20 protein-coding genes are annotated in these 26,001 nt (G+C 41.2%); 1 reads left to right on the plus strand and 19 read right to left on the minus strand.

The window, feature by feature from the left end; genetic code table 11:
• Positions 1–23: 23 nt before the first annotated feature.
• From IJT21_04075 to IJT21_04120, 10 genes are all read right to left on the minus strand, one after another.
• Positions 24–3,599 (minus strand): VWA domain-containing protein, encoded by a 3,576-nt coding sequence (locus tag IJT21_04075; GenBank protein ID MBQ7577430.1) that lies wholly within the window; start codon positions 3,597–3,599, stop codon positions 24–26.
• Between the two features lie 157 nt (positions 3,600–3,756).
• Positions 3,757–3,900, minus strand: coding sequence for a hypothetical protein (locus tag IJT21_04080; GenBank protein MBQ7577431.1), 144 nt, complete (start codon positions 3,898–3,900; stop codon positions 3,757–3,759).
• Between the two features lie 21 nt (positions 3,901–3,921).
• A complete protein-coding gene (locus tag IJT21_04085; GenBank protein ID MBQ7577432.1) occupies positions 3,922–4,950 on the minus strand; it encodes a hypothetical protein in 1,029 nt (342 codons plus the stop codon).
• Positions 4,950–6,011, minus strand: coding sequence for an ABC transporter permease (locus IJT21_04090; GenBank protein ID MBQ7577433.1), 1,062 nt, complete (start codon positions 6,009–6,011; stop codon positions 4,950–4,952). Before IJT21_04090 ends, IJT21_04085 begins: the two co-directional genes overlap by 1 nt.
• Before the next feature lie 4 nt (positions 6,012–6,015).
• Positions 6,016–7,515, minus strand: coding sequence for a sugar ABC transporter ATP-binding protein (locus tag IJT21_04095; GenBank protein ID MBQ7577434.1), 1,500 nt, complete (start codon positions 7,513–7,515; stop codon positions 6,016–6,018).
• 13 nt (positions 7,516–7,528) lie between these two features.
• Entirely contained in the window at positions 7,529–8,494 is a 966-nt protein-coding gene (locus IJT21_04100) for an ABC transporter permease (GenBank protein ID MBQ7577435.1), read from the minus strand.
• A gap of 14 nt (positions 8,495–8,508) precedes the next feature.
• Positions 8,509–10,011: a sugar ABC transporter ATP-binding protein gene (locus IJT21_04105; GenBank protein ID MBQ7577436.1), complete on the minus strand. Its 1,503-nt coding sequence runs from the start codon at positions 10,009–10,011 to the stop codon at positions 8,509–8,511.
• Positions 10,012–10,023: 12 nt separating this feature from the next.
• On the minus strand, positions 10,024–10,962 hold the full coding sequence (locus IJT21_04110) for a hypothetical protein (GenBank protein MBQ7577437.1): 939 nt from the start codon (positions 10,960–10,962) through the stop codon (positions 10,024–10,026).
• 72 nt (positions 10,963–11,034) lie between these two features.
• Positions 11,035–12,156, minus strand: coding sequence for a sugar ABC transporter substrate-binding protein (locus IJT21_04115; protein MBQ7577438.1), 1,122 nt, complete (start codon positions 12,154–12,156; stop codon positions 11,035–11,037).
• A gap of 27 nt (positions 12,157–12,183) precedes the next feature.
• A complete protein-coding gene (locus IJT21_04120; GenBank protein ID MBQ7577439.1) occupies positions 12,184–13,176 on the minus strand; it encodes an ABC transporter substrate-binding protein in 993 nt (330 codons plus the stop codon).
• A 242-nt stretch (positions 13,177–13,418) separates the two neighbouring features.
• On the opposite strand from IJT21_04120, the gene IJT21_04125 reads away from it, so the two are divergent.
• Positions 13,419–15,146: a carboxylesterase family protein gene (locus IJT21_04125; GenBank protein MBQ7577440.1), complete on the plus strand. Its 1,728-nt coding sequence runs from the start codon at positions 13,419–13,421 to the stop codon at positions 15,144–15,146.
• Between the two features lie 98 nt (positions 15,147–15,244).
• Here IJT21_04125 and IJT21_04130 read toward each other — a convergent pair whose 3' ends face one another.
• From IJT21_04130 to IJT21_04170, 9 genes are all read right to left on the minus strand, one after another.
• On the minus strand, positions 15,245–15,940 hold the full coding sequence (locus IJT21_04130; protein ID MBQ7577441.1) for an L-ribulose-5-phosphate 4-epimerase: 696 nt from the start codon (positions 15,938–15,940) through the stop codon (positions 15,245–15,247).
• 8 nt (positions 15,941–15,948) lie between these two features.
• On the minus strand, positions 15,949–17,427 hold the full coding sequence (araA, locus tag IJT21_04135) for an L-arabinose isomerase (GenBank protein MBQ7577442.1): 1,479 nt from the start codon (positions 17,425–17,427) through the stop codon (positions 15,949–15,951).
• Between the two features lie 135 nt (positions 17,428–17,562).
• Positions 17,563–19,656, minus strand: coding sequence for a glycoside hydrolase family 28 protein (locus IJT21_04140; protein MBQ7577443.1), 2,094 nt, complete (start codon positions 19,654–19,656; stop codon positions 17,563–17,565).
• Positions 19,657–19,739: 83 nt separating this feature from the next.
• Positions 19,740–21,275: a murein biosynthesis integral membrane protein MurJ gene (gene murJ / locus IJT21_04145; GenBank protein MBQ7577444.1), complete on the minus strand. Its 1,536-nt coding sequence runs from the start codon at positions 21,273–21,275 to the stop codon at positions 19,740–19,742.
• A gap of 37 nt (positions 21,276–21,312) precedes the next feature.
• Positions 21,313–21,948 (minus strand): ComF family protein, encoded by a 636-nt coding sequence (locus tag IJT21_04150; GenBank protein ID MBQ7577445.1) that lies wholly within the window; start codon positions 21,946–21,948, stop codon positions 21,313–21,315.
• Positions 21,917–22,360 (minus strand): ribonuclease HI, encoded by a 444-nt coding sequence (gene rnhA / locus IJT21_04155; GenBank protein ID MBQ7577446.1) that lies wholly within the window; start codon positions 22,358–22,360, stop codon positions 21,917–21,919. The genes IJT21_04150 and rnhA overlap by 32 nt, the downstream gene beginning before the upstream one ends.
• Before the next feature lie 6 nt (positions 22,361–22,366).
• Positions 22,367–23,482, minus strand: a complete 1,116-nt coding sequence (locus tag IJT21_04160) for a DUF3084 domain-containing protein (protein MBQ7577447.1) — start codon at positions 23,480–23,482, stop codon at positions 22,367–22,369.
• A 7-nt stretch (positions 23,483–23,489) separates the two neighbouring features.
• Positions 23,490–24,359, minus strand: coding sequence for a DMT family transporter (locus IJT21_04165; protein ID MBQ7577448.1), 870 nt, complete (start codon positions 24,357–24,359; stop codon positions 23,490–23,492).
• The gene (locus IJT21_04170; GenBank protein ID MBQ7577449.1) at positions 24,356–25,534 is read right to left on the minus strand and encodes a DUF1015 domain-containing protein; all 1,179 of its coding nucleotides are present in this window, start codon (positions 25,532–25,534) and stop codon (positions 24,356–24,358) included. The genes IJT21_04165 and IJT21_04170 overlap by 4 nt, the downstream gene beginning before the upstream one ends.
• Between the last annotated feature and the right edge of the window lie 467 nt (positions 25,535–26,001).

Genomic DNA, 26,001 nt, shown 5'->3' on the forward strand with positions numbered 1-26,001 from the left:
ATGGCTGACTTGACAGAAAAATTTTATTCCTCGATTTTCTTCGGAAGACTCCAATCAAAGTAAACAGCTGTATTCTTAACTAAATTAATGGCATTATCATAAATTTGTTTTGTCCCGTCATTAATGGACCAGCCAAATATATTAATCAGCCAATCAAGGAAAGTCCCATTAACGAGAAAATCTTTTACTGTTTCGAGTCCTAAAATTCTAGCTTGGCATAATAGAACAGCATATTTTATATAAATCTCTTCTGACTCCTCCTCATACTCGAAATAATTAGAGCCGGTAAATTGAATTACATCATTCAATAATTTAGAGCTTCCTTCGGCGATTGCATAAAAAATGTGAGATTTTACGATAGCCTGTGCCTTGTTATCGAATCCAGCAAGATTTGCCAAAGCCCTTACGACCTGATACACACCGTATGCAACAGCTGTAACAGGATTTGTGAGAGCCGCCGCACCTACAATTGCGTCAAATGCGAGAGTAAAAGCGTCCATCGTAAGTTCATTCGTTAAAGACTCTAACACTGCAGTATTAAGCCTCTGCCAGTTTGGATTATCTGTATCTGCAAAAGTTTCATAGAGTCCGACAGCTGCCTCACGCACATAATCAGGATAATTATTATTTTTGCTAATGTATTCGAGCAGATCTACATATTTTACGAACTCTGCATAATTATCTGCTATTTGGCTGTAAGTCGCAAAGACTCCCCAGAAATCTTTTGCTGTATTGAAAACATCTACAACAATTGTGAATCCGTAGCCTATTTTTCTGGCAGTTTCTGCAACGCTTAAATCGCTCGTGAGAATCAACGCTTTTGATGAAGGGACTGGAAGATTAATTTTTCCTGCTGCTTTTACTGCGAGATTATGAACGGGTTTGATATTCAATAAAGTTTTTGAGGCCAGTGCAGTTAAAGTCGTCCCCTGCGCAAACTTATTGATTACTGTAAATGCACCTTCAGTTTCTGTTATGATGTCCTTAAATGTATTTGCAAAATCAGCTTTATCTGACAGCCAATTTGCAGTTTTGAATAGCTCATTTTTGATATTATCTATTTTGAATGTACCGTCAGCGTTTTGCTTGCTCCACCTGTTTAGATTGTCGAGATCGTATTTTCTTGCCGATGTGAGTGCAAGTCTCTCCGTTTCTGAAGTAGAGTCTGCTTTTTCGAGTCTCAAGAGTGATTCTTGTACTTCTGTCTCGGCCTGAATTGCAGGATTAAGTTGTGAAGCGTCCGCATATAAACCCTGAACAGCATTTAATGCACCTACAACACTGGCGGCTGCCTCGTTGATATTTGCCATCGTACTGAAAAAATTATAGACTCCATGACTATATTCATTTGCTGATAATTCTTCGTCTGAAGTCCTATATTTATAGAAATAGTCAATTATTTCATGTTTTGCCCATTCGTTTCTTTTCCAGCCGAACAAGAATAGTATAAGGCCGTGATCTTGTTTCGAGAAGTCAAGATATTCAGCCGGGAAAGTATTATCATTCTGAAGCTGCTTGATTTTATCTGCACCGTCTGACGTAAATTTCAACGGGTCTGTATGCATTGTCTTAACTTCGACGTAATCATTATAGCCGTCAAAATCACTGTCCCATAATAACGGATTAGATTTCATATGAATATATACGGTTCCGTCAGATTTTGCCTTTATCTCGATTTCCTCGCCATTTTTGAGTCCGTCCTTGTCCCAGTCTGCATCAGCTGAACTGAACATATCAAGAACGCCCGCAAATATCGGAGTCCCATTTGACAAGCATAATTTGCCGCTGTTCATCAAATTAGTATAATAATCCGTTATGCCGTCATTGTTGGAGTCCGTCGTCATATCAATAGTATTACTCTCTATGTTGTCGAAAATATCATTAAGGCCTGACGCATTAGAAGCATAATAATATTTTCCGCCTGTTTGTGACGCAATTTTCTCCAGGGTGCTTTGTGAGACATTGCCTACACCTATCGTGTAAATAATTATTTTGTCATTGGAGGCAATATTTATTATTTCGTCATATGTGTATGAAGAGCTTTTGTTGTCTTCTCCATCAGTAAGAAAAATCACATATTTATAATCAGCTGTTGAAGATGTTGACAATATATTAACTCCGTCAAAGAGTCCAGCTGTGCCGCAAGTCGCTCTTCCATCAGCTGCTCTTCCGTCATAAGTTATATTATTAAGTGCATTAAGCAGAACAGCTTTATTACTTGTCAGGCCGGATAACACTTCAGAATAAGTGTCAAATTTGACAATTGCTGCCTTGTCTTTACCGTCTCTAAGTTTTTCCGTAAAATTTCTTACGAGCTCTATTACAATTTTCTCTTCATCATTCCACCCCATACTTGCAGAATTATCAATAACAAAGGCAATATCAAGCGTTAGATCTTGGCTGTCTTCTGATCCTGATAAAGGCGGCTTTATGTCATTGCTCCATACTAAGTCAAATGAAATTTTATTCAGCAAAATATATGTCGAAAAATGTGATATTTCCGCAATAATTTGACCGTTTTCGATTCGCTGGCCTTCGAGATATTCGAGCAAACCTGTTTCAGGATTCAAATAATAAATTGCTGGCTGGAAATTTTCGCCTATAGTGCCGAGTTCGCTGCCGAGAGTAAATGTTAATGCTGCACTTGAAAATTTTGCGTCTGCGCTAATGTCATAAGCAGTATTTAAATATCCGGGCGTTAATTGCGATATTAAAGGATTATCGAAATGATTTACTCTTTTAATTACAAGAGTCCCGGCGGCATCTGCTGAAGATGTCATAACAACAGAAATATTTGCTGTATCCGGATGTTCTGACGTTAAATTTATTTCATTTTTTGTCGTAAAATTTGTCTCAGCTTTTAACGGATCTGATCCTATAGCAATTTCTGTAGCATCGTCAACTTCATCGCCGTCGGTATCAGGTTTAAGCGGGTCGGTTTTATATGTAATGACTTCTTCATAATCTGTTAAAGTGTCATTATCTGTATCAATTAAAATCATATTTGTATGCAGATTAGCTTCTTGGAGATTTGTTAAGCCGTCGCCGTCTACGTCTTCGTCCCCGTCATTAATTCCATTACCGTTTGTGTCTTGTACAAGCGGGTTATAATTCAGCCAGTGAAGTTCGTCATAATCAGTCAGGCCGTCATTATCTGTGTCAGGATTATAAATATCTGTCCCAAACGTTATTTCAAGTGAATCAATAAGCCCGTCGCCGTCTGAATCTGTAGTATCGTTCATGTCAAGCCACTTTGCATAAAGCGTTAAATCTTGTGATATTACAGTATCGAAATCGAATGTGAACGAGAATCCCTGCGCAGTGTACCAGCCTATAAATAAATTATCATCTTTTGAGGGCGTAACGGGTTCAGCTGCTTTATCGCCTTCTTTAATAATTTGACTCTCGACATCGCTGCCTCCGTTAGAATCAAATATCACTGTGTAGTATCCTGAAATAGGGACATCAGGATTTCCCGGCGTATCAGGTACATCACTATTACTAGGCATTCCTCCGCTTCCGCCGCAGCCTGCACTTACAAAGCCCGCAAACAGCAGCATCAAGGCAAACACGAGCGCAAAAAACTTTTTCTGACTCATAACTTGCAAACCTCCTGAATAAAAATTTTACACATGACCCCCCGCTCGCCTGCCTTATGGTATAATTTACAGCATAAGACAAGGGCGGAAAGAAGTTCCCAGCTTCTAGCCACGTGTAATTAATTAATTTCTCGAAATTATTATAGCACAACCCTTGTTAGTTTTTATGTGCACTTTTCGCAGAGTCAATATAAAAATTTACCCGGCAGGAAAGTTTAATTATTGTCATGAGCTTCCACACGTAAATGGAAATTTCTTCAATAATAAAACAAGCAAGCCAGCCCGCATTATTACACTTCACGAAATGGCCTGCTTAAAAATTTTATCGTTTACTTGCCGAAGTAGTTATCACTCTCTGAATGCAAATAAACAGCAGCAATAATAAACCTGTCGCAATTTTTCCCCACCATGATAAAAGATTCCCGTTAAACGTAATCAAAGCAGGAATTATAGATTTCAGCAGCACACCGAAAAGAGTCCCGGCCATGTAACCAACTCCGCCGGTTAAAAGTGTACCGCCTATGACCGCGCATGTAATTACTTCAAGTTCTCCGCCCTGCAGTGAAAGATTCCAGCCGCTTTTAACGTAGAGAGCGTAACTTATTCCCGCAAGCACTGAGCATAACCCGTTAAAGCCATAAACTAAAACTTTAGTACGTCCGACGGGAAGACCCATTAACGCCGCTGATTGTTCATTGCCTCCGATTGCGTAAATATTCCGCCCGAATCGAGTCCGCTGCAAGATAAAAGCTCCGATTAATATCATCACGAGAAATAATATCACGTTGAAATTTATAAATGCTATGGGCTTTATCCTGACCCAGTTTCCGTCAGCAAATTTCATCAAATAAATTTTCCAGCCTGCAAGAGCGTCAATCATCGGGTGTCTTATATCAATTGACTCACGGCTTATCAACGAACACACCCCGCGCGCTAAAAACATTCCCGTCAATGTCGTAATAAACGGCGGAACGTTCAAATAATGAATTACCCAGCCCATTATCACGCCGAGTCCTACGCCCATTACTAAAGCAGCTGCAATACATACAAGCGGGTGAAGGTGCAAAACTGTCGTCCCGTAAGCGATAAACATTCCCGTCAATGACGCTACAGCACCGACTGATAAATCAATCCCGCCCGTAATTAATACCATTGTCATGCCGACAGCTGAAATTCCGAAATATGCATTGTCAATAAATAAATTTACAAACGTTCTGACAGTCAAGAAGCCCTTATCACCGTAAAGAAACGCTCCGAAAGCATAAATCACAAGAAATATCCCGATTGTTGCATAGACCATTATATATTTAGGATTCGTGATTCTGCTCCAAAAACTTTGTCTGTTAGTCATTATTTCGCGCCTCCTTTACGAATTGCAGCACGTTTCGCAAAATATCTCCGCACAGGTTCAGACTGTAAGACGATAACTACAGCAATTATTAACGCCTTGAATGCCATAGTAGCTTCTGCAACAATCCCGAAATAATATACAAATGTTACAATCGTGCGAATTATCAGCGAGCCTATTACTGTACCTGCAAGACTGAATCTCCCGCCGGCCATGTTCGTCCCGCCGATAACAACTGCTAAAATCGCGTCCATCTCGAAATTTAATCCGGCATTGTTCGAGTCATTTGACATTATACGGCTCGAATAAATTAATCCCGCAATCCCTGACAATAAACCCGTTATCATGAAGACAATTAATATTACTTGATTCGCTTTTATGCCTGATAATCTGCTCGCACTAGGATTAACGCCGACTGACTCAACGAACGCGCCGAAAGCAGTTTTTCTCGTGAATAATGCTACAGCAACAACTACTATAATCGTGATAATTATCGGCATTGGCAGACATAAAAAACTTCCCTGGCCTATAATTCTAAATGGTGAATATCCTGTAGTAAATTGCTTGCCGTCAGTCAAAATCTGCGCAATACCCCGCCCGCAGACCATTAATATTAAAGTCGCGATTATCGGCTGCATTCCACCTTTTGAGACAAGAAAGCCGTTAAAGAGTCCCATTAGAGCGCATACAATCAAAGGCACTCCAAGCACTAAAATATACGGATAAACTGTATAATCTCCCGGAGTCGTGTATGTAAGAACGTCCCAGCGCAAAAATTTCAACGCAATAGCCCCCGCAACAGCAACAAGAGCGCCGACCGATAAATCAGTACCGCCAAGCGCAATAACAAGAGTCATTCCCATTGAAATAATTGTAATTTCTGCTGAACGATTCACGATGTCAATTAAGCTCCCGTAAAGCATACCCGTTGAAGGCTGATAACTTATACTGAAGAAATCAGGACGGATTATAAAGCAGACCAGCAAAATTAAAGCCTCTGCAATTACTGCCCACGTAACTTTTGACTGCATTAAACCGGAAATATCTAATTTTTTGCTAGACATTTTTTTACGCTGCCCCCTCTGCAATGATTCGTAAAATATCCTGCTGTGTGCATGAAGAGCCGTCAACTTCCGCAACTTTTTCGCGGTCCCTCATGATAATAATTCTATTTGAGCAGCGGATTATCTCATCAAGTTCCGAGCTTATAAATATTAATGACACGCCATCACGGCACATTTCAAGCATTAAACGCTGTATTTCTGCCTTTGCTCCGATATCGATTCCGCGCGTAGGTTCGTCAAGAATCAAAATTTTCGGGTTTGCTGCCATCCATCGCGCTAATATAACTTTCTGTTGATTGCCTCCGGATAATTCCCCGGCGTTTTTCTCACAGTCGGGCGTGGCGATTCCAAGCATGGCAATATATTTATTTGCTAAATCTTCCTGTTCCTGACGCGTCATAGGGTGCATAAAACCTTTTCGCGACTGTACAGCTAACATAATATTTTCTCGGATTGATAGATCTCCGATAATGCCGTCTCGTTTGCGGTCTTCGGGACAAAATGCGATTTCAGATTTTATTGCGTCAAATGGCTGCTTTATTTCTACTTTATGGCCGTCAATGAAAATATCACCGGTTGAAATTTTTTCTGCGCCGAATAACATTTCTGCGGTCTCAGTTCTTCCGCTGCCGAGCAAACCTGCAAACCCGACAAGCTCACCCTTTTTGAGGTCAAGAGAAATATCATTTATCTGCGAGTCTCCGATGTGTTCAGCCTTTAAAACTATGTCTGCGCCCTCTGGAACTTCTGCACGCTTGAGACTAAATATAACGTCCATATCTTTCCCGACCATTTTTGTAACAAGCTCAAATTTTCCCAGCTCATTAATATTATATGTGCCGATTAAATGACCGTTTCGCAAAATTGTCATTCGATCTGATACGGCGTAGATCTGGTCAAGAAAGTGAGTGATAAATATTATTCCCATTCCTGACTCTTTAAGTTCGCGCATGACACTGAATAATAATTGTACTTCGTTCTCGTCTAATGAGCTTGTAGGCTCGTCAAGAATCAAAATTTTTGCTTGAATGTCAACTGCTCTAGCTATCGAGGTCATTTGCTGAATCGCAGTAGAGTAATACGAAAGCGGGCGGGTTACGTCAATATCCAAGTGAAAGCGCGACATTAATTCTTCTGCACGTTTATTTATTTCCGACCAGTTAATTTGTCCGTGCTTCATGGGCTGGCGGCCGACAAAAATATTTTCTGCAACGCTCAAATTTGGACATAAATTTATTTCTTGGAAGACTGCCGATATTCCTAACTCGATAGCATTTCCCGGGCCTGTCGGGTGAATCTCTTGGCCGTCAAGTATAATTTGTCCGGAGTCCATTTTATTAACGCCGGTCAAGCATTTAATCAGAGTCGATTTTCCTGCGCCGTTTTCGCCTAATAACGAATGAATTTCCCCCTCTCGCAAAGAAAAATTAACGCCGTCAAGAGCCTTCACTCCCGGAAATTGTATCGTGATTCCGTTCATCTCAAGAATATTTTTCCCCGGCAATTTGATTCACTCCTTATTTAATAACTTTCAGGGCTTTACGGTCAATGGTCAGAGCTACGAAAATTAAGAAAACTATACCCTTTATTAACTGCTGAGTCGCTGACTCGAATCCAAGCATAACTAAGCCATTATTCAAGACCGTATACATTAATGTGCCGACAATTATATTAGAGAATCTCACTTTTGCGCCTCCGGTTATGGGAAGTCCGCCGAGAACAAGAGAAATTAAAATTTGAGTCTCTAATTGATTTCCTGCTGTAGCTGTGATAGAACCTACTTTGATTACATTCACGAACGCAGCAAGCCCCGTTAAAGCTCCTGCCGCAACAAATGCAAAAAATTTCACTCTGTCAGTGCGTACACCTGAAAATCTCGCGGCCGTCTCTCCTGATCCTACTGCTTTTACGTCATTGCCGATTCTTGTGAACTTGAACAGGAAAAACGCTATCACTAACACTGCAACGGTTATAGAAATCTTCAAATTATCGCTGTCGAGTGCTTTTATTGCCGCTGATGCAGGTATAGCCGTCTCGGTTGTGAGATAAGCGCATACACCCCTGAATAAATACATCGTACAAATTGTAACTATAAAACTTTGCAGCCTGAATTTGACGTGAAAGAATCCATTAACCGCACCGATAGCAGCTCCCGTTAAGATTCCCCCGGCAATTGCAAGAGGTATGCTGTAAAATGAAAGCATTGATACAACAATAGAAGCAACACCCAGAGTCGAACCTTCCGTGAAGTCAATCGAACCCAGAGTCATAACAAAAAATACTCCCGTCGCAACTATCATGGGATAATAGACCTGCGATAAAAGTAGTCTGAGTCGTTTAGGCTGCATAATTTTCCCGCCGGTCAGCCAGTACATCACAACGAGAATCACAACAAGCCCTATAAACGGTAATAAGCCTTTGAATGTATCACTGTTGAGAAATTCAGAAATTTTTGATTGTTGAAGATCGTTTTTATCTGCCATAATATTCACCTGCCCTAAACCATTTTTGCAATTAAGTCTTCTTCTGAGAGGGTCTCAGAGCGCATAAATTCACCGTTAATTTTGCCGTCCTTCATGATTAATATTCTGTCGGACATTCCAAGAAGCTCCGGGATTTCTTCACTTATCATGATTATAGATTTTCCCTGCGCGGTTAATTCCTGCATGAGCGCGTAAATTGCCTGCTTAACTTTTACGTCGATTCCTCGTGTCGGCGAGTCAAGAACTAATATATCACTGCCCTTGCCGATCCAGCGCGCGAGGACTACTTTTTGTTTGTTGCCGCCGGAAAGATCCGAAATAAATTGATGAATCCCCTGCATCTTGGTCTGCATTTTCTCGGCGTGTTCACGAGCAAATTTATTTAACTTTCTGGAGCTTAATAAATACTTGTGTGCTAAATCATCAAGTGAGGGCAAAACTATATTATTTCTTATGCTCTCGTTAAGAATTATAGACTCGTTGTCCCTGTCCTTAGAGGCGTAAGCGATTGAATGCTTGATTGCTGAAGGAATATCGTTAATTTCTGTGCCGTCAGAGAGTTTAACGCTGCCTTCCCTGTCAAAAGACGCGCCGAAAACTGCTTTGCCGACCTCATGCATTCCGCACTCTGACAAACCGCCGAAACCGAGAATTTCTCCGCGATGAAGATCAAAGCTGATGTCTTGAAGCTGCCCGGGCACTGTAACATCTTTGACGCTTAACACTACATCATCAGAAATTTTTTTGCCGTAATCAGTGCGATAATAAGCTGACCCGATTTCACGTCCGACCATGAGCCGCTTTAAATCGTCCTCGTTCACGTCATTAGCATTTACTGTGTCAATATATTCGCCGTCACGCAAAATTGTTATTGTGTCGCAGTGCATAAGAATCTCGCCTAAATCATGACTTATAAATATAACGCTCCGGCCGTCGTCTCTAATTGAGTTCATAATTTTATAAAGTTCGAGTCTCCCTTTTTGTGATAGAGCTGTTGTAGTCTCGTCAACGATTAAAATTTTAGGTTTCATATATGTAGCTTTGACGATTTCTACAAGTTTTCTGTCCTCAAAATTGTAATGGTCTATCATTGAGCCGGCTTTAATGTGCGAGAATCCGTATTCATCAAGCAATTTCTGCCCCTCTCGAATCATTGCGTGCGTGTCCTTGATTCCATAGTGCATAAATGGGTCTTCATGGCCTAAGAAAATATTTTCTGCAACAGTCAAGCCCGATAACGTGCCCATTTCCTGAACGATTATAGAGACTCCGCGCTTGTTTGCGTCAACTTGATTCTTTGGACGTATAGCTTTGCCGTCGAGTGTAAAATTTCCGTCGCCGATCGTATAAATTCCGCACAACATCTGACAAAATGTTGATTTCCCTGACCCATTTTCACCGATTAAGGCTCTTATTTCACCGGCTGCAACTTTCAGACTCACATGATTAACAGCATGAGTGATCCCGAATCTTTTATCAATATGTTCTGCTTTGAGTAAAGTTCGTTTCTCTTCCATTTTTGACACCTCCTATTTTACGACAGAACCGCGCCCGCCCCGAGCTGTAAGAGTTACAATCACGAGAAGTGCTGCGCCCGTAACAACATTTTGAATCGTCGTAGGTGCTCCCAGTGCGACAAAACCGTTAAAGATTATTGCGATAATAAATTCTCCGATTACTATTGCGCTTATGGGATTGCCGTACTTCCTGAAAGCTACTCCGAAAAATGTACCCATTAAAGGCTGAAAATTGCGGCTCATTGTTGACATGCCTGTTAAAGCTGTCATTGTTGTTCCGTATGAGACAGTAAGAATCGCCATGATTCCCACGAAAAAATGAAGAAGCGCGAACCCGATTAATTTATATTTCTTTACGTTAATTCCCATATTCTTGGCCGTAAATTCGTTGCTTCCGATAGCGTTACAATATGTGCCGATTCTCGTATAGTTGAGAATGAACCACATCAAAGCAAACGCAAACGCCGCTAAAATTATATTTCCCGGTGCACCTGAGAAAAATCTTAGTTCGGGAGCTAATGTCTGCTTGACTCCTCCTGCCGCAAAAACTGCAACACTTTCAAGCACGAGCATTATTCCAACTGTAACAATCATTGACGGGACATTTAAGCGGTTATAAAGCATTCCGATTATCACGCCGATTAAAGTTCCGCAGCCGATACAGCCTATAATAAAACCGGGATAACCGAATTTTTCGGACAAGATTACGCCGATAATTGACGATAAAACTATATTTGAACCTACAGCGAAATCAAATAATCCCATTACAACTATAAAATATAATCCGCAGCCCCCGACTGAATATATAATCGACGACTGAAAATATGAATATAAATTTGCTAGACTTCCGAAATTTGACGGCGTTAAAACCTTAAATATTGCGTAAAAGAAAATTACCATTACCGCCAGAATCGCAAAGCCGTAAAGTTTTGAACTCTTGAAATTCTGCATGTAATCCACATCCTTATATACAAAAAAAGAGCCGGCCATTAATAGACCAGCTCATAATATTCATAATTAAACCTACTTTGAATGTCTTGCAGCAGCGTCTTCAACAGAAAGTTTTGCACATGCCGCCGCTAAATCTTCGTAGCTCATATCAGCAAGTTTCTTGATTTCTTCGTCATTGTAAGGAAGCGCGTTCCCTGTGAAGAATTTCGCATATTTCGCGTAATCTTCCGGTGAAGCAACATACATGTACGGGAAGACCATATCATAAAAACCGTCTGTCTTAGTCGCGTATTTGCCTCTTACAGCATTATAGACCATTAAGAACGCAAAGAAGGGGTCTGCATAGTGGCCGCCTGATTCTGCTGCCATTGCACCTGATTTTAATTTCGCGTCAAGATCGGGGAGGAAGTCTGTAGAAACAACTGCGATTTTTCCCGTGAGTCCCTTTGCCTCGATTGCTGCGATTGCTCCGAGAAGTGTATCACCGCCGCCGCCTGCAACGATAAGAGCATCAATATCCGGGTTTGCGTCGATAATTGCTTCTGCTGTTGCGCGTCCTGTGTCAGTTGTTGTGCGTCCGTATTGAGGATCGAGCAAGACAACTTTGTCATTAGGATGTTCTGCGTTCCAAGCCTCGACTCCGGCCTTATAACCTGCCCAGCGTCCTAAAAATGTTGCGTCGCCGGGTTCCCAGCCTTCAAGACCGATTTTGCGGCAGCCTTTTTGTCCTGCAAGAATGAGAACTAAATTTTTGCCGTTGTCGAACTCTGACTCATGTACTGCACCGACATAATATTTTGACTCGCAAGCCTGTTTGTATTCGTCGGGGTTAGCGTCTTTGTCAATGACTCTGAAGAACTGAGCAACATAAACTTCGTTCTCATCGCAAGTTTTGATTACCGATCCCATTTCAGCACTTGCACTGTTGCAGATAATAATTCCGTCGCACCCTGCAAGAGCTAAAGTTTCTGCGCTGGCCGTTACCTGTTCGGAAATATGAGCCTGATCTACCCATTGAGTCTCAACGCCTAAAACCTTTGCTGCTTCGTCGATAATTCTTTTGCACTCACTGCCGAGCGTATCTGTTGAGCTCCAAATCGAGATACCAATTTTAATGGGTGCTGCAAAAATTGCGGGAGCTGTAGCAAATATCATCGTTGCTGCGAGAATTGACGCGATTAATTTTTTCTTCATGATTATAGATTCCTTCCTAATGTTATATTAATATCTGCGCTGTGAAATTACGTCAGCGGCCTTAACTGATGTAACTGTGCCGAGATTGATTCCGCCGTTCATATCGAAAACGCCTTCTTCAGGATGAATAACGGTTCTGCTGAATTTTTCTCCGCGCTCAAGAGCCTCAATTGTAGGAACAACAAACGCGCCATAAAGTGGTGTGCATTCTACTGTGCAGTTCATTTCGCCCGCGACGATAGCGTCAAAAGCTGCCTTTACTGAGTCACAACCTACGATAATAATATCTTTTCCGGGAACTTTGCCGGCTGCCTTGATTGCGTCAATTGCTCCGAGTGCCATGTCATCATTTTGTGCGATAAGAACATCAATTTTCGGAATTGACTTTAACCAGCTCTCCATAACTGCCTGACCTTCAGCTCTTGTGAAATTTCCTGACTGCTGGCCGACAAGTTTTAAATGCGGATATTCCTTCAACGCTTTAAGATTTCCTTCTGTGCGTCCTGTCTGCGCGCTTGCTCCTGTTGTGCCTTCCATGATGACGATATTCACGTCTTCATTGCCGCGTCCGATACTCTTCAAATATTCGCCGACCCAAGCAACTTGTCTTCTTCCTTCCTCGACGAAATCTCCGCCGAATGCTGCAACGTAGTCAATTTTGTCTGCGCAGTCAGGGAGCCTGTCAACAAGGAGGAGGGGTATTTCTGCCTCGTTAACTTCTTTGAGAACTTCATCCCATCCAGTTGAGACAACGCCCGTGAAGAGAATATAATCTACGCCTTGAGTAATAAAATTGCGGAGTGCTTTGATCTGATTCTCCTGTTTCTGCTGCCCGTCATCATAAACGAGTTTCCAGCCCGGGTGATTCTCGATTGCCGAACGTAAATCATCAGTGTTTGCTGTGCGCCAGTCTGACTCTTGGCCAATCTGAGAGAACGCAATAACAACATCTTTTGCACTTGCTGACGATACACAAATAATCATTACAAGCGCAAGGGTGAGAAACAATACTTTCTTCATGAAAAAATTTCCCTCCATATTAATATAAAATTTTGAAGCAATGTAATTTATTGAGATAAATAAATGCTACAACAAACTATAATAAATTTCAATTTCGTAAATGGCTGATTTGATTCATAACACACAAAAAAATGAGCCTCCCATAATCGGACAGCTTGTATAGTAAAGAGCTTGAAAAGAGATTGAAAGATTTGCTATTATACTTTTTCGTGAATTATATTATAAGAAAGGAAAACTTTTGTATGAAGAAATTTTTTGTATGTATTATGCTGTTAATTATGTGCGGTTCGTGCAGTGCTGCTGATAAAATTTCTGCGGTCTGCAATAACGGAACATTTAACGGGGTCTTATCTTCTGATAATGTCATTACGTGGCTTGGTGTTCCTTATGCAAAATCTCCATCGGGCTCTCTTAGATGGAAGGCACCTCAAGCACCCGACGCGAGCACAGAAATATTTGACGCCGATAAATTTTCAGCAATGCCGATACAGATAGTGTCTGATAATAATCCTGCTTCTCTCATGCCTCAAGATGAAGACTGTCTATATCTCAATGTCTGGAAGGCCAGCGATGATAAAGCTGCTCCTCGTCCTGTTATGGTATGGGTTCACGGAGGATCATTCAGATATAACGGGACTGGCAGACCTGAATGGAGCGGACATAAATTAGCTGCTGATAATCCTGATATTATGGTCGTGGCTGTCGGTTATAGACTTGGTATTATGGGATTTATCGATTTTTCTGAGGTAAGCGGCGGCGAAAATTTTGCAGAGAGCGGAAATTTAGGAATACTTGACGTTTTGCAGAGTCTTAAATGGTTGAAAGCTAATATAGCTGCGTTCGGCGGAGACCCTGATAATATAACAGTGTTCGGGCATTCATCCGGAGCGGCTTTAGTTTCATTGTTAATGACAATTCCGGAAGCACAAGGACTCTTTCAGAGGGCTATACTAGAAAGCGGTTCTGTCTCAATGTCAATGGCTAGAAAGAATACAGCAGAGGACGCGACACAACTTGCAAAAAAACTTCTCGCACTGACAGGAAAAACAAACATGACCGGATTAATGACTCTTACTTCGCAAGATCTACAAAACGCTGCAGCAAAACTTGACGGCGCATTGAATTTCCCGGAGCGTGACGGCATAACATTATCTGAAGATGTTTACGCAGCTTTTGCAGCAAACGCAGGTAAATATGATATTCTAATCGGCTCTAATGCTGATGAAGCGCGTTATTTCTTGGGAGCTATAGGCAGTCTTGATGTATATAGTAATTACGTGGCTTCAGCTTATAATCAGCTCACCGACGCAATGAGCCAAATACCTGACTACGGGGAATCAATGGTTAACGCTGCAGAAAATTTCATTACTCTTCAGGGAGATGTTGCACCGGTCTGGGCATATACAGAATTTATAAATGAATTACTTTTCAGAGTCCCTGCTATACAAATGGCTTCATCACCTGCCAGAACTGGCAAAACATACATGTATTACTGGAATATTCCTACAGCTGATCCATATTTAGCATGTCATGAAGTCGAGCTCCCATTCGTTTTTGATCTTCCAAGCGTATTAATTCCGGCTGATTTTCTGAACAGTACACAAGGACAGGGAATACGCGCTCTCACTCAAAATATATGGGTTGATTTTGCTAAAGATGGAATAATAGACGGCGCAATTGAATATACATCGTCTGACCGTACTACAATAATAATTAGTCCTGATGCAACACCAGTAAGCGCAGTTAATGATCCGTTAAGTGAACAGAGACAGTTAATAACGCCTTTACTTGCATTAAATTTTTCAGGACGCGACATTATCAATACCATAAGTGCCGGCGATGAAGATACAGATACAGACTCTGACGATACTAATATTCCAAGAGGTTCAAGTTCAGGCTGTAATGCCGGGATATTTCCGTTAATATTCTTACTGCCTATAATACATATAACAATTAGGAACAAACGCTAATCAACAAAAATTTTCTCCTCTGAGTCTGAAGTCTTTATTATAATTTCATCACATCAGAGGAGAATATAATCAAATTTTCAATAATGAGCCGCCAAAATTTAATTTCCTTGACCGTAATAAGCGTTCGGGCCGTGCTTGCGTAAATAGTGCTTGTCTAATACATATTGCGGTGCCGGTTTTGCTTGAGCGTCTACCGTGATTGTGTACATTGCCATTTTCGCGACTTCTTCAAGGACTACAGCGTGATAAACTGCTTTTGCCGGAGTCTTCCCCCACGTGAACGGCCCATGACAACGGCAAATAACACCGGGAACTGCAAGAGGGTCTAAATTTCTTTCACGGAAAATTTCAGCGATAACCTTTCCAGTGTTTAACTCGTAATCCTCGTCGACTTCTTGAGCAGTTAAATTTCTAGTACATGGTACAGAGCCGTAAAAATAATCTGCCTGAGTCGTCCCATAACACGGAATATCGCGCCCGGCTTGTGCCCATCCTACTGCGTGAGGGCTATGGGTGTGAACTATTCCGCCGATTTCAGGGAAAGTTTTATATAACTCAACATGAGTCTTTGTGTCCGATGAAGGGTTTAAATCTCCCTCGACGATATTATTATTCAGGTCGACAACTACGAGATTTTCAGGCGTTAAGTCATCATATTCGACTCCTGAAGGCTTGATTACGATTAAACCTTTCTCGCGGTCGATTCCTGAGACATTGCCCCATGTGTAGACGACTAAATTTTTTTCGGGCAGCTCCATATTTGCGCGATAGACTTCTTGACGTAATTTTTCCAGCATCATGATTATTTCAGCTTCCACGCAATATCTGACAAAAATAAATCGTGTTCGAGACTCTCTGTCGTAGTGTCCTTGCCGATATGTACAAATTCAATGTCCATTATGCGCGCCCAGTCCCGCATTTGTTCCGCGTCAACGTCATAGCTCAAAACTGTATGATGTGCACCGCCTGCAATAATCCAGCATTCAACGCCCGTTTTTAGATTCGGCATTGCCTGCCACATAACGCGAGCAACCGGTAAATTTGGCATACTCATAATAGGTTTGACACATTCAATATCTTGACAAATGAGTCTTAATCTTCCGCCCATATCAATAAGACTGACGACGATTGCTTTTCCTTTATGTCCCTCAAAGACTAAACGCGCTGGATCTTCTTTTCCGCCGATTCCGAGATGATGTACTTCGATTCTTGGCTTTGCTGCTGCTATTGACGGACAAACTTCGAGCATGTGAGCACCTAAACTGTATTTGCTGTCGGATCCAAGATGATAGGTGTAATCCTCCATAAATGCTGTACCGCCCTGCTGACCCTGAGTCATAAATTTTATAATTGCTGTCATTGCTGCCGTCTTCCAGTCTCCTTCTGCACCATAGCCATAACCAGAGGCTAATAAATGCTGAGTCGCTATTCCTGGTAACTGCTTCATTTCGTAAAGATTTTCAAACGTGTTAGAGAACGCACAGCAGCCTTCACGATCAAGCATTTTTTTCATTGCAATTTCCTCTCGTGCCTGATAACGAATCGACTCGATATTATCTGTTGCGATGTCATAAAGCGATTCATATTCTTTCATGAGTGCGTCGACTTCAGAGTCTTTAACGGAATTGATTGTTTGTGCAAGTTCACCGACTGACCATGTATTAACCTGCCAGCCGAGTTTTGCCTGTACTTCTACTTTGTCGCCTTCAGTAACTGCAACTTCACGCATATTATCGCCAAAACGCATAACTTTCAGATTTCGTGAAAACATTGCACCGGCCGCCGCTCTCATCCATTTGCCTATTTTCTTCTGAACGTCTGCGTCCTGCCAGTAACCGACGATAACTTTTCTGGGAGTTCTGAGTCTTGCGCCGATAAAACCGTGTTCCCTGTCTCCGTGTGCTGCCTGATTCAAATTCATGAAATCCATATCAATTTCTTCATTTGGAATCTCGCGGTTATATTGCGTTGCGAAGTGGCACCAAGGCTTTTGGAGGCTGACGAGTCCATTAATCCACATTTTTGACGGGCTGAACGTATGACACCATGTAATAATGCCTGCACATTTTTCGTCGTGGTTTGCGTTGCGAATTGTGTCAGTGATTTCTGCGTTTGTCTTGGCCGTAACCTTGTAGACGACTTTGCACGGAAGATTCCCGGACGCGTTTAATTTGTCGGTCATTTCCTGCGCGCGTTCTGCAACCGTCTGCAAAACTTCAGGGCCGTAAAGATATTGGCTTCCTACGATAAACCAAAATTCGTAATCCTTCAAGCTCATGATTAATTTATTCTTCCTTTCGATTTTGTACAGGATATTAGAGACGTGAAAATATTTTAAATGATTTTGTGAACACTATCAACGAATAAAAAATGACTCTTGCGCCATTTGACGAAGAGCCATAAAAATTTTAATTCATTAATCCGCTTTGCACCTTACGTTATAATTCCAAGTGTTTTGGTCGTAGGGCTGACCTGTTGCGACAATTGACAAAATGTGATTGCCTCTGTTCATGTTATCTGCTTCTGTGTCGGGTCTATAAGCGTATTGATAGTCGGGTTTATCAGCAAGAGAAATATTTACGCTGAAGGAGTATTTATCCTCGCCGGCTTTCTTAACTTCAGCAGCAAAAGGAGTGATAACAGGTGCTTTATTGCCGGGTTCAAGAGTCCCGCGATCTAAGAACGCATTTACTGAGCCTTTACCCTCTGCAAAAATTGAGTCCTTCGTTGTAATAATTCCTGTTAATGTAACGTGCTTTGACTTGTCGAAATCGTCAGGCATGTTGACTCGCGTGCCCTCGTGTAAATCGTAAGTCTTACCGTTTGCAGAAATTTTTACATCACTGATATTAATTACTTCTGTGTTGTAGGTTACAAGTTTTGCAGGATCCGAGAGAAGACTAATTTTGACGTTGTGAAGCTCGAAATTTTTGACGTTCAATAAAGTTATAGCGTTCTGGACTCCGTAAACCGTAACATCTTTGACCTTGATATTAGTCATGGGTGCGCGCTCGTAGGCCTTCCATAAAATAGCGTTCTTTGCTTTAACGGGTGCGTCTGGTTTTCCTGCTGTGATATTTGACATGTAGACTCCCTTTAACTGCGGAGTATAAGGCCCTAAATCGCCCTCTTTGTCCTGCGCTGATCCTAAAGTATATTGAGTCTCGCCGTACATTAAAGCATTTGAACACGCTGCAACAGTATTATTTCGGAAATAAATATTTTCGATGAGCCCGCCTCTGTATGAATTAGTCTTGAAGCGTAAAACCTGCTGCAATTCTAAGCTGTCAAAGTGGTTATCATGCGCAAAAACGTTGCTGATTCCTCCGGTGCATTCAGATCCGCAAGTAACTCCGCCGTGTCCGTCAGCAAAAACGCAATTTCTGATTATGATATTTCCGCAAGATTCTCCGCCGACTTTGCCGCGATTATAGCCGTCTCTGTTCTTGCCTGATTTAATTGCAATGCAGTCATCACCGGTGCTGAATGAACAATTTTCGATTATCACATAATGAGTCGACTCTGGGTTAATGCCGTCGTTGTTATGTCCGTGAGAGTCAATTTCGAGTCCGCGAATTAAAATATTTCTGCATCTTAACGGGTGAACTTCCCACATTGGCGAATTAATTATGCGAATATCCTCGATTAAAATATTTTCGCAGGCGTAAGGTTCAAACGTGCATGGCCTCAACAAAGATCTTAACGGAGTAACGTCTTTAGGAGTGTCAATATATGTAATTTCCTCAATATTTTCCCAGTTTATAGCCATTGTAGGAATCTTATCAGGAAGAGGAGTTACACCGTCATTTAATAATCTTCTCTCGATGGGGTATGCTTTGTCGCTCCATTCTTTAACGAGAACGTCAACAACTTTAGATTGCTTCTCGAAACCGTTTACGCCATTTTTCCAGCCCTGCCAGTTAAATAAATCTGCTTGAGGGTTTAACGTGCCTTTACCTGTCAGAGCAATATTTTTCGCGTGGAATGCCCGAACTGGAGACGCATAATTATAAGTGTCGTTGCCCTCAAAACTTGTTAATACGACGGGATAATATTTATTCGAGATATTACGCACAAAACGAAGCTCGGTGCCTTCTTCAAGATGAAGATTTACGTTACTCTTGATTTCGATTGAACCGGTGTAATAAATGGTAGGATTCGCCCGTGAAGCTCCTTTTTGTGCAGGAACTACGACTCGGCCGCCTCCTGATTTATTAGCGTCGTCAATAGCTGCCTGAATAGCTTTTGTGAAATCTTTAACGGTTTGAGTCTTCCTGATATGACCTTCTTTGCCGTCGGTGATAAAATATTCTTCTTCCATGTCAGAGACGAGAGCAGAATATTTCGAGTCAGTTACTACAAAATCGACGTTAGGGAATGTCGGGACATTAGCTTTGACTTGTTTCTCGATCGCAGCGTAAATAGAATCGTTCCAGTAATCGTCAGCAAACGCAGCACAAGCACACGACACAACAAATATAACACTCAGAAATAGTAAAAACTTTTTCATGCGAGAATGCCTCCTTATTTAATTAGTATTATGATTGATAAATTTATACACTGTCTGTAATTTGCCGTCAAGAGTGAATTTATCTATAGCAGCACACTTGATTTCTTGCGCCCAAATGCCTGTCTCAATAAATGCCACTCTTCAAATTTCATCACTATAGCCGCCGCAAAATAACTCACTGCACACAAAGCAATCACGCCTAAGCACCATAAAGCACGAACAAATAATCTTGACTCAGGACTATACGCCCATAAAAATTTATATGCATATACAACAACAGCAGCAACTATTAACGCAGCAACATATTTCGCTAAAATTTTCCCGTTAATTATTCCTAAAGATTTACCTAACTTTTTGCGCACATAATATAACCCCAGCAGACCCGACAACGTAAAAGCTATCCCCGGAGCAAGCGCAAGACCGTTATAACTCATCGGATAAATCAATATCAACGAAAAAATTGCAGTCGATATTACGCTGAAACTTGTAACCTTGAACGCCTCACGCGGCATTGACAACGCATATAAAGCACGCATTACAACCGTAGAACAAGCCATTCCAGGCAAACCCAGCATACTCAAAGCAAGACATGAAGAAGTTGCAGACCACGCCCAATTATTAAACTCGCCACGCACAAATACAATATGCACAAATTCACGCGAAATTAAAATTACTCCCAACGACGCAGGTAAAACAACAAATAACGCGAATCTTATAGCCTGCCTTAGAGTCTCGATAAATTCATCGTCATTACTTGCACGCGATAATTGAGGCAACACAGCTTGAGAAATCGCAATAACAAATAATCCTAATGGTAACTGCAAAATTCTATTCGAATAATTCAAGACTGAAATACTTCCTTCTTGCAGGAAAGATCCAAGCATACGGCTTATAACGGGATTCACTTGATTTAACGAGAGTCCGGCAGCATAAGGAAGAAATAATTTCATGATTCGCCTTAAATCAGGATCCGCAAAATTCGGCCTCGTCGGATATAATACAGCTTTCATTCTGAATCCCCATAACCATTGAGTCAAAAAATGCGCAAATCCTCCGCACAAAACTGAAAGCGCAAGTCCGTAAACCCCGAAATATCCCGCGAAAAATGGTGCTGTAATAATAAATACTAAATTACTACACGCAGGAGACAACGCCGGAATAAAAAATGATCCCATGCTGTTAAGTTCGCCCATTGTAAGAGCTTCCAGCGAGATAAATATCAAAAATGGGAACATCCAGCGAGTCAAACCAGTTGCTAATGCGTGATTTGCTTCATCAAAACCGGGAGCCATTATATTTACCAGCCAAGGCGCGCCGACAACTCCGAGAATTACTACAAAACTTGCGGCAAATAATAAAACTGTCATTGTTCCACGTGCGAGCGCAAGAGCCTTTTCACGACTCTTTGTCAATGCCTGCGAAAATACCGGAACAAATGCCGCTGATAATGCACCTTCTGCTAATAATTGTCTGGCCAAATTTGAAAGTGTATATGCTACATTAAATGCGTCCATGCTGCGTGTTGCTCCGAAATATGCAGCTACAAGAATTTCACGCGCGAGTCCTAATATCCGGCTTAATAATGTCCCGGCCATCATCTTTACTGCATGTTTTATCATTGAAGGCGATTGCAAAATTTTATTTCCCCCTAAAAATTTATATTCCGCTCACTGTCGCGAGTGTATAAGCGTAATCAACTTTTGCGCCCGAATCCCTGCAAACTTCCGCGAGCCTCATTAAAGTTATTCCCGTCGTGCAGACATCATCAACAAGAGCAATTCTTAAATTTTTTATGCCGCTTGTAATTATAAATGAATCTTTCGCGAGTTTCTGTCTCTCTTGAGCGTTCATCCCTGCACGAGTCGGAATCTCGCGGGACCATGAAGCCGCCTGAAAAACTTTTATCCCCCAAGAATCGCCTAAGCCCCGCGCAATTTCGTAAGCCTGATTATATTTTCTTGTGCTGTTAATATGCAAGGGAACGGGCAGCAAATAATCAATTTCTTCAGGACGACGCAAAAATTTTCCCATTACACGCCCGATCGGACGGCATAAAGATTTTAAACCGGAATATTTGAACGCGAGAATAATTTTATCTATGTCAGTGTGATAATAAGCAGCCGAATAAACAATCAAATTTTCAAGTTCTCTAGTAATTGACTCCTCCCAGAAAAGCGACTCAATGCATGAATCGCAGATAAAAACGCCCGGACGCTCACAAATAGGACAGCTCACAGGCCATAAAAAGTGTAATAAAATATCAAATAAATTCATCGCGCGCAAGCCTGACAAGTTCGTCGCACCTGTTATTAATTTCGTCGTCTGAATGCCCCTTCACCCAGTGCCAGTTAACTTTATGAGTCTTAGTGAGTGAAATTAATTCCTGCCATAAATCTTGATTCAAGACTTCACCGCCCGTTGATGTACGCCAATTTTTACGCTGCCAATTTCGTAGCCAGCCTTTGACAAATGCGTTCTGCAAATAAGCCGAGTCAGTGTGCAAATCGACTTCACAGGGAAATTTTAAAGTTTTCAATGCCATAATTGCCGCAGTTAATTCCATTCTGTTATTAGTTGTGTCGGGTTCAGCACCGTAAATTTCGCGCGTTTTACCGTGTTCAGGCGAATATAACACAGCTGCCCAGCCTCCGAGTCCGGGATTAGGGGACGCTCCTCCGTCTGTATAAATTATTACGTGAGTCATAAAATTTTACTCCTCGAATAAAATATTAATTATGACTGGACCTTCTGTGTAAATGTCCTGCGATGCGATTGCGTTAATAATCACCGGGCCGGTTATCCTGCTCAAAGTATCGACAGCCGCAAAAAATAATTCCCCGTCAAGAGTCCCGACATTGTTTGTTGAAGGTTCCGGCAAAATTCCGTTTTTGATGGCGTTATTCTTGAGTTCTCGCAAAAAAGTGTGTAATATTCCTTCAGCTGTAGTGCTTGAGTTCGCTCGGTCGTTCATGAAAAATTTTCTGTAAACGGGCGTGCCTTCAGGGTAAATAATTATGCTTGTTCCTGTCTCATAGCGTACTAAAAGTTTTGAGTTCTCACCGATCGTGTAATTTTCAGCAGATAACGCGCGCACATATTGCCGAATGTCAGAGCTTGCGAGGGAAATAATTAATTTTGCTTCTTCCTCCGAGTCAAATTCAAGTTGAACGTCTCTAAGATTGCTGAATGACTGATTAGAAATTTTTTCGAGAGCTTCAAGTCTGACTTCACGTTTTAATTGATTCAGGCCGGCAATTATTTCATCAGGAGTTAAACCGGGTTCAAAAGCTGTCTGGCCGAGTAAAAAATTTGCATTTATCGCAACAGTTTCACTCTTGAGAGATTTTATTTCGCGTTTGAGACTCTCTGATTCTTCGCGCATGACTCGTAATGAGGCTTCTAATTCTTTTTTCTGCTGTTCGAGTATGACTGTTTCATTTCTTATTGTGTCGAGTTCAAAGCCGGTTAAATCCAAACTTGCGGATGCTTCTGCGAGATTAGCTCTCATTTGTTCGGCGTTGTTTTCACTCTGCGATAATTGAAATTGTAATTTATACATCTCTTGACGCAATAATTTCATGCCGAATAAAGCCGTCCGGACATCACGTGAAATTGCAGACGTTATTGTGAGAATCCCGACCGCTATTAATGCACCAGTCAAGGCCGTTATTAATCTGCTTGTGTGCTTGGGTCTGAGTCCGAAAAGTGAAATGCGTTTTTTTCCGTACTTAGAGCCGACAGAATCTCCCAACACAGCAAGGACAGAAGAGCCTATTACGAGCGAAAAAATTAGCAGCCAATTTGTATTTCTAAGAAACGCCGTCAAAAAATTTTCACCTCTTGAGCCTCAAAAACGGTTCAAGCTCGGAGACCATCACAGCCGTAAAAATTAATATGCAGCCTATTAACGCCCTGAACGTGATAGACTCGCCCAGAAAAATAATACTGCTGACTAGGCCGAAAACTGACTCAAGACTCATTATAATAGTTGCGTGACTCGGTTCTGCGTATTTCTGCGCGCAAATCTGAAGCATATAACATCCGAACGTGCAAAATGTTGCAGTAAATATCATTTCCGGCAGACTCTCAATATTTATTAGCTCCGTCCTTGTCTCGAATATTAATGAACACACAAAAGCGAGTCCCGACAGCGTTATAAATTCTGCAAAACTTAATACAACGGGGTCGCATTCTTTCGTGTAACTGCTTATAGATATAACTTGAATCGCAAATGTAAACGCGCACAAAATAGTCAATAAATCGCCGATATAATACGAGCCTGAAATATTTTCTTCTCCCATTAATAAATACATTCCGGCAACACACAAGACAGCCGCCCAAATCGTGAGCCAGCCGGGGAAAATTTTTCTCATTGCCCATATCATAAGCGGCACCATTAACACGTAAATTGCCGAAATAAACGCAGACCGCCCCCCGCCGATATAGTTCAGCCCGACAGTTTGAGTCATCAGCGCAAAAAATAATAATGCCCCTAGTATGAAGCCGTCTTTAAAAACTTTTGTGAATGATTTATTTATGCGCTTATGAAAAAATATGTACACCATTACGGACGCAGACGCAAATCTGATGAACAACAGCCAGCAGGTCGGATAAAAGCTCACTAAAATTTTCATGCTGACAAAGCTAACCCCCCAGAAAAACGCGCAATACAGTAATGCAAGATCCGCAAAAATTTTTATCATTTAATGCGCCTCGCCTCAAGATAATATCTTTTTTCCTGCGCATGACCCATCGAGAAAGTTTTTCGCGGCAAGACCCCAGACTCAGAAATTACCCGGAAAAATTCGCTTTTTGCCTTCTCATCAAACGGAGGGAGCTCGAAACCGGTATTATTTGACTCGCTTGATAATTTCTTGAGCGCCTCTATATCGTGAATGTAATCAATCTCGAAATCTTTAGAGTCTAAATATTTTTGCAGGACAATTAACGGCGATGCACCCAGAGATTTATTTATGTAAATTGTCCCGTTCTTATCGCCTGAATAAAAATTTATCGGCCAAGAATCTTTTATATTTTGCGTGCAGATTTCGCTATTAATCGAGTCAATTAATTCAACGGGATTAAAATTTTTTACGAGTCTGTGAATGGGCTCAAATTTCAGCGCGTCATCATGAATATTTTCGAGTTCTACCATTGCATAACGTGAAGGGTGCATTCTGTCATTTATTGACTCGTAACATGCTTTGGCCGCCGCTAGTGAGTGATTGCCGTCTCCTACTGCGAAAATTAGCGATAATTCCTGTCTCTTGCGCTTTATGTATGCTGACATTCTCGTGTTGAATGCCCGCGCGTGATCTCCGTTGACTAGCCAGCCTTTAATATTTCCGCCTCCGAGCATTAAATCGAAGTCGTACAATTTTTTCATGCTGTGTTTCGTGATAGTTAGAGGCTCGATTAAATTTTTCTGTTCGTCGTCGCATAATAATATAACGTGAGATAATTCAATCGGGGCATTTTCGCGGACTTTTTTGCGCGGGGGGATTCGTTCTGTTACTGTCTGTTCTGTTGCACGTATTAAAGAAGTTGAGCCGGGCTTGTAGTCATATTCTTCGAGATCGATGACACCAACAATTCCGCGCCTTGTTGAACCGTCAATTAATTTGCGCTCGACATAAATATATGAATTTCTGTATAACGTAAATAATTCTTTGCGTAAATAATCTTCCATTGCAGAATTTATTTGTGCGATTTTGTCCGGGCCTGAGTCATTTAAGAGTGCTTCAGGCAGAATCAGATTATATGCAGAAGGAGAGTCACCGGCGATTTCTTTCACGTTGTCCCAGTAGTCGGGCTGTGAAGTGAATTGATCGCAGGCTATTACCGCCCATTTTGATAAATCTTTTACATCAGGCAGCATTATTCGTGAAGATCTGAATATAATTTGTCATTCCCTTCGTTAAAATATTTTATTGAGCTAATTTTATTTTGCAGAATTAAATTTAACAATGCTGTAATATGCTGAAAAATTTTGTGATATAATTTTTTCGTCAAGATTCATTATTTTCCGAAAAGAATATTTTACAACTACATTTGCAACTACAAAAAAGTTAAATTTTCACAGTGATAATAAGTTCTCACGAGGCAGAAAAATTTTTTATCGCAATAAATATTACGTAACAAACTTGATTTATTACTATGCAGTTAATTTTATCGCGCGAATATAATTTGAGTCGCAAACATGAAAAACTTTTTACAGATATTCAAGTGTAATAGCTATAATTCCAGCTAAGTGCAGTTAATTTTATCGCGCGAATATAATTTGAGTCGCAAACATGAAAAACTTTTTACAGATATTCAAGTGTAATAGCTATGATTCCAGCTAAG

Source organism: Synergistaceae bacterium (genome assembly GCA_017443945.1).
Lineage (GTDB): Bacteria > Synergistota > Synergistia > Synergistales > Aminobacteriaceae > JAFUXM01.

Bases quoted from the DNA above. Each gene is read 5' to 3' on its own strand.
- IJT21_04075 (MBQ7577430.1), bottom strand. From the start codon at position 3,599: ATGAGTCAGAAAAAGTTTTTTGCGCTCGTGTTTGCCTTGATGCTGCTG.
- IJT21_04085 (MBQ7577432.1), bottom strand. From the start codon at position 4,950: ATGACTAACAGACAAAGTTTTTGGAGCAGAATCACGAATCCTAAATAT.
- IJT21_04090 (MBQ7577433.1), bottom strand. From the start codon at position 6,011: ATGTCTAGCAAAAAATTAGATATTTCCGGTTTAATGCAGTCAAAAGTT.
- IJT21_04100 (MBQ7577435.1), bottom strand. From the start codon at position 8,494: ATGGCAGATAAAAACGATCTTCAACAATCAAAAATTTCTGAATTTCTC.
- IJT21_04105 (MBQ7577436.1), bottom strand. From the start codon at position 10,011: ATGGAAGAGAAACGAACTTTACTCAAAGCAGAACATATTGATAAAAGA.
- IJT21_04110 (MBQ7577437.1), bottom strand. From the start codon at position 10,962: ATGCAGAATTTCAAGAGTTCAAAACTTTACGGCTTTGCGATTCTGGCG.
- IJT21_04115 (MBQ7577438.1), bottom strand. From the start codon at position 12,156: ATGAAGAAAAAATTAATCGCGTCAATTCTCGCAGCAACGATGATATTT.
- IJT21_04120 (MBQ7577439.1), bottom strand. From the start codon at position 13,176: ATGAAGAAAGTATTGTTTCTCACCCTTGCGCTTGTAATGATTATTTGT.
- IJT21_04125 (MBQ7577440.1), top strand. From the start codon at position 13,419: ATGAAGAAATTTTTTGTATGTATTATGCTGTTAATTATGTGCGGTTCG.
- IJT21_04140 (MBQ7577443.1), bottom strand. From the start codon at position 19,656: ATGAAAAAGTTTTTACTATTTCTGAGTGTTATATTTGTTGTGTCGTGT.
- murJ (MBQ7577444.1), bottom strand. From the start codon at position 21,275: ATGATAAAACATGCAGTAAAGATGATGGCCGGGACATTATTAAGCCGG.
- rnhA (MBQ7577446.1), bottom strand. From the start codon at position 22,360: ATGACTCACGTAATAATTTATACAGACGGAGGAGCGTCCCCTAATCCC.
- IJT21_04165 (MBQ7577448.1), bottom strand. From the start codon at position 24,359: ATGATAAAAATTTTTGCGGATCTTGCATTACTGTATTGCGCGTTTTTC.
- IJT21_04170 (MBQ7577449.1), bottom strand. From the start codon at position 25,534: ATGCTGCCTGATGTAAAAGATTTATCAAAATGGGCGGTAATAGCCTGC.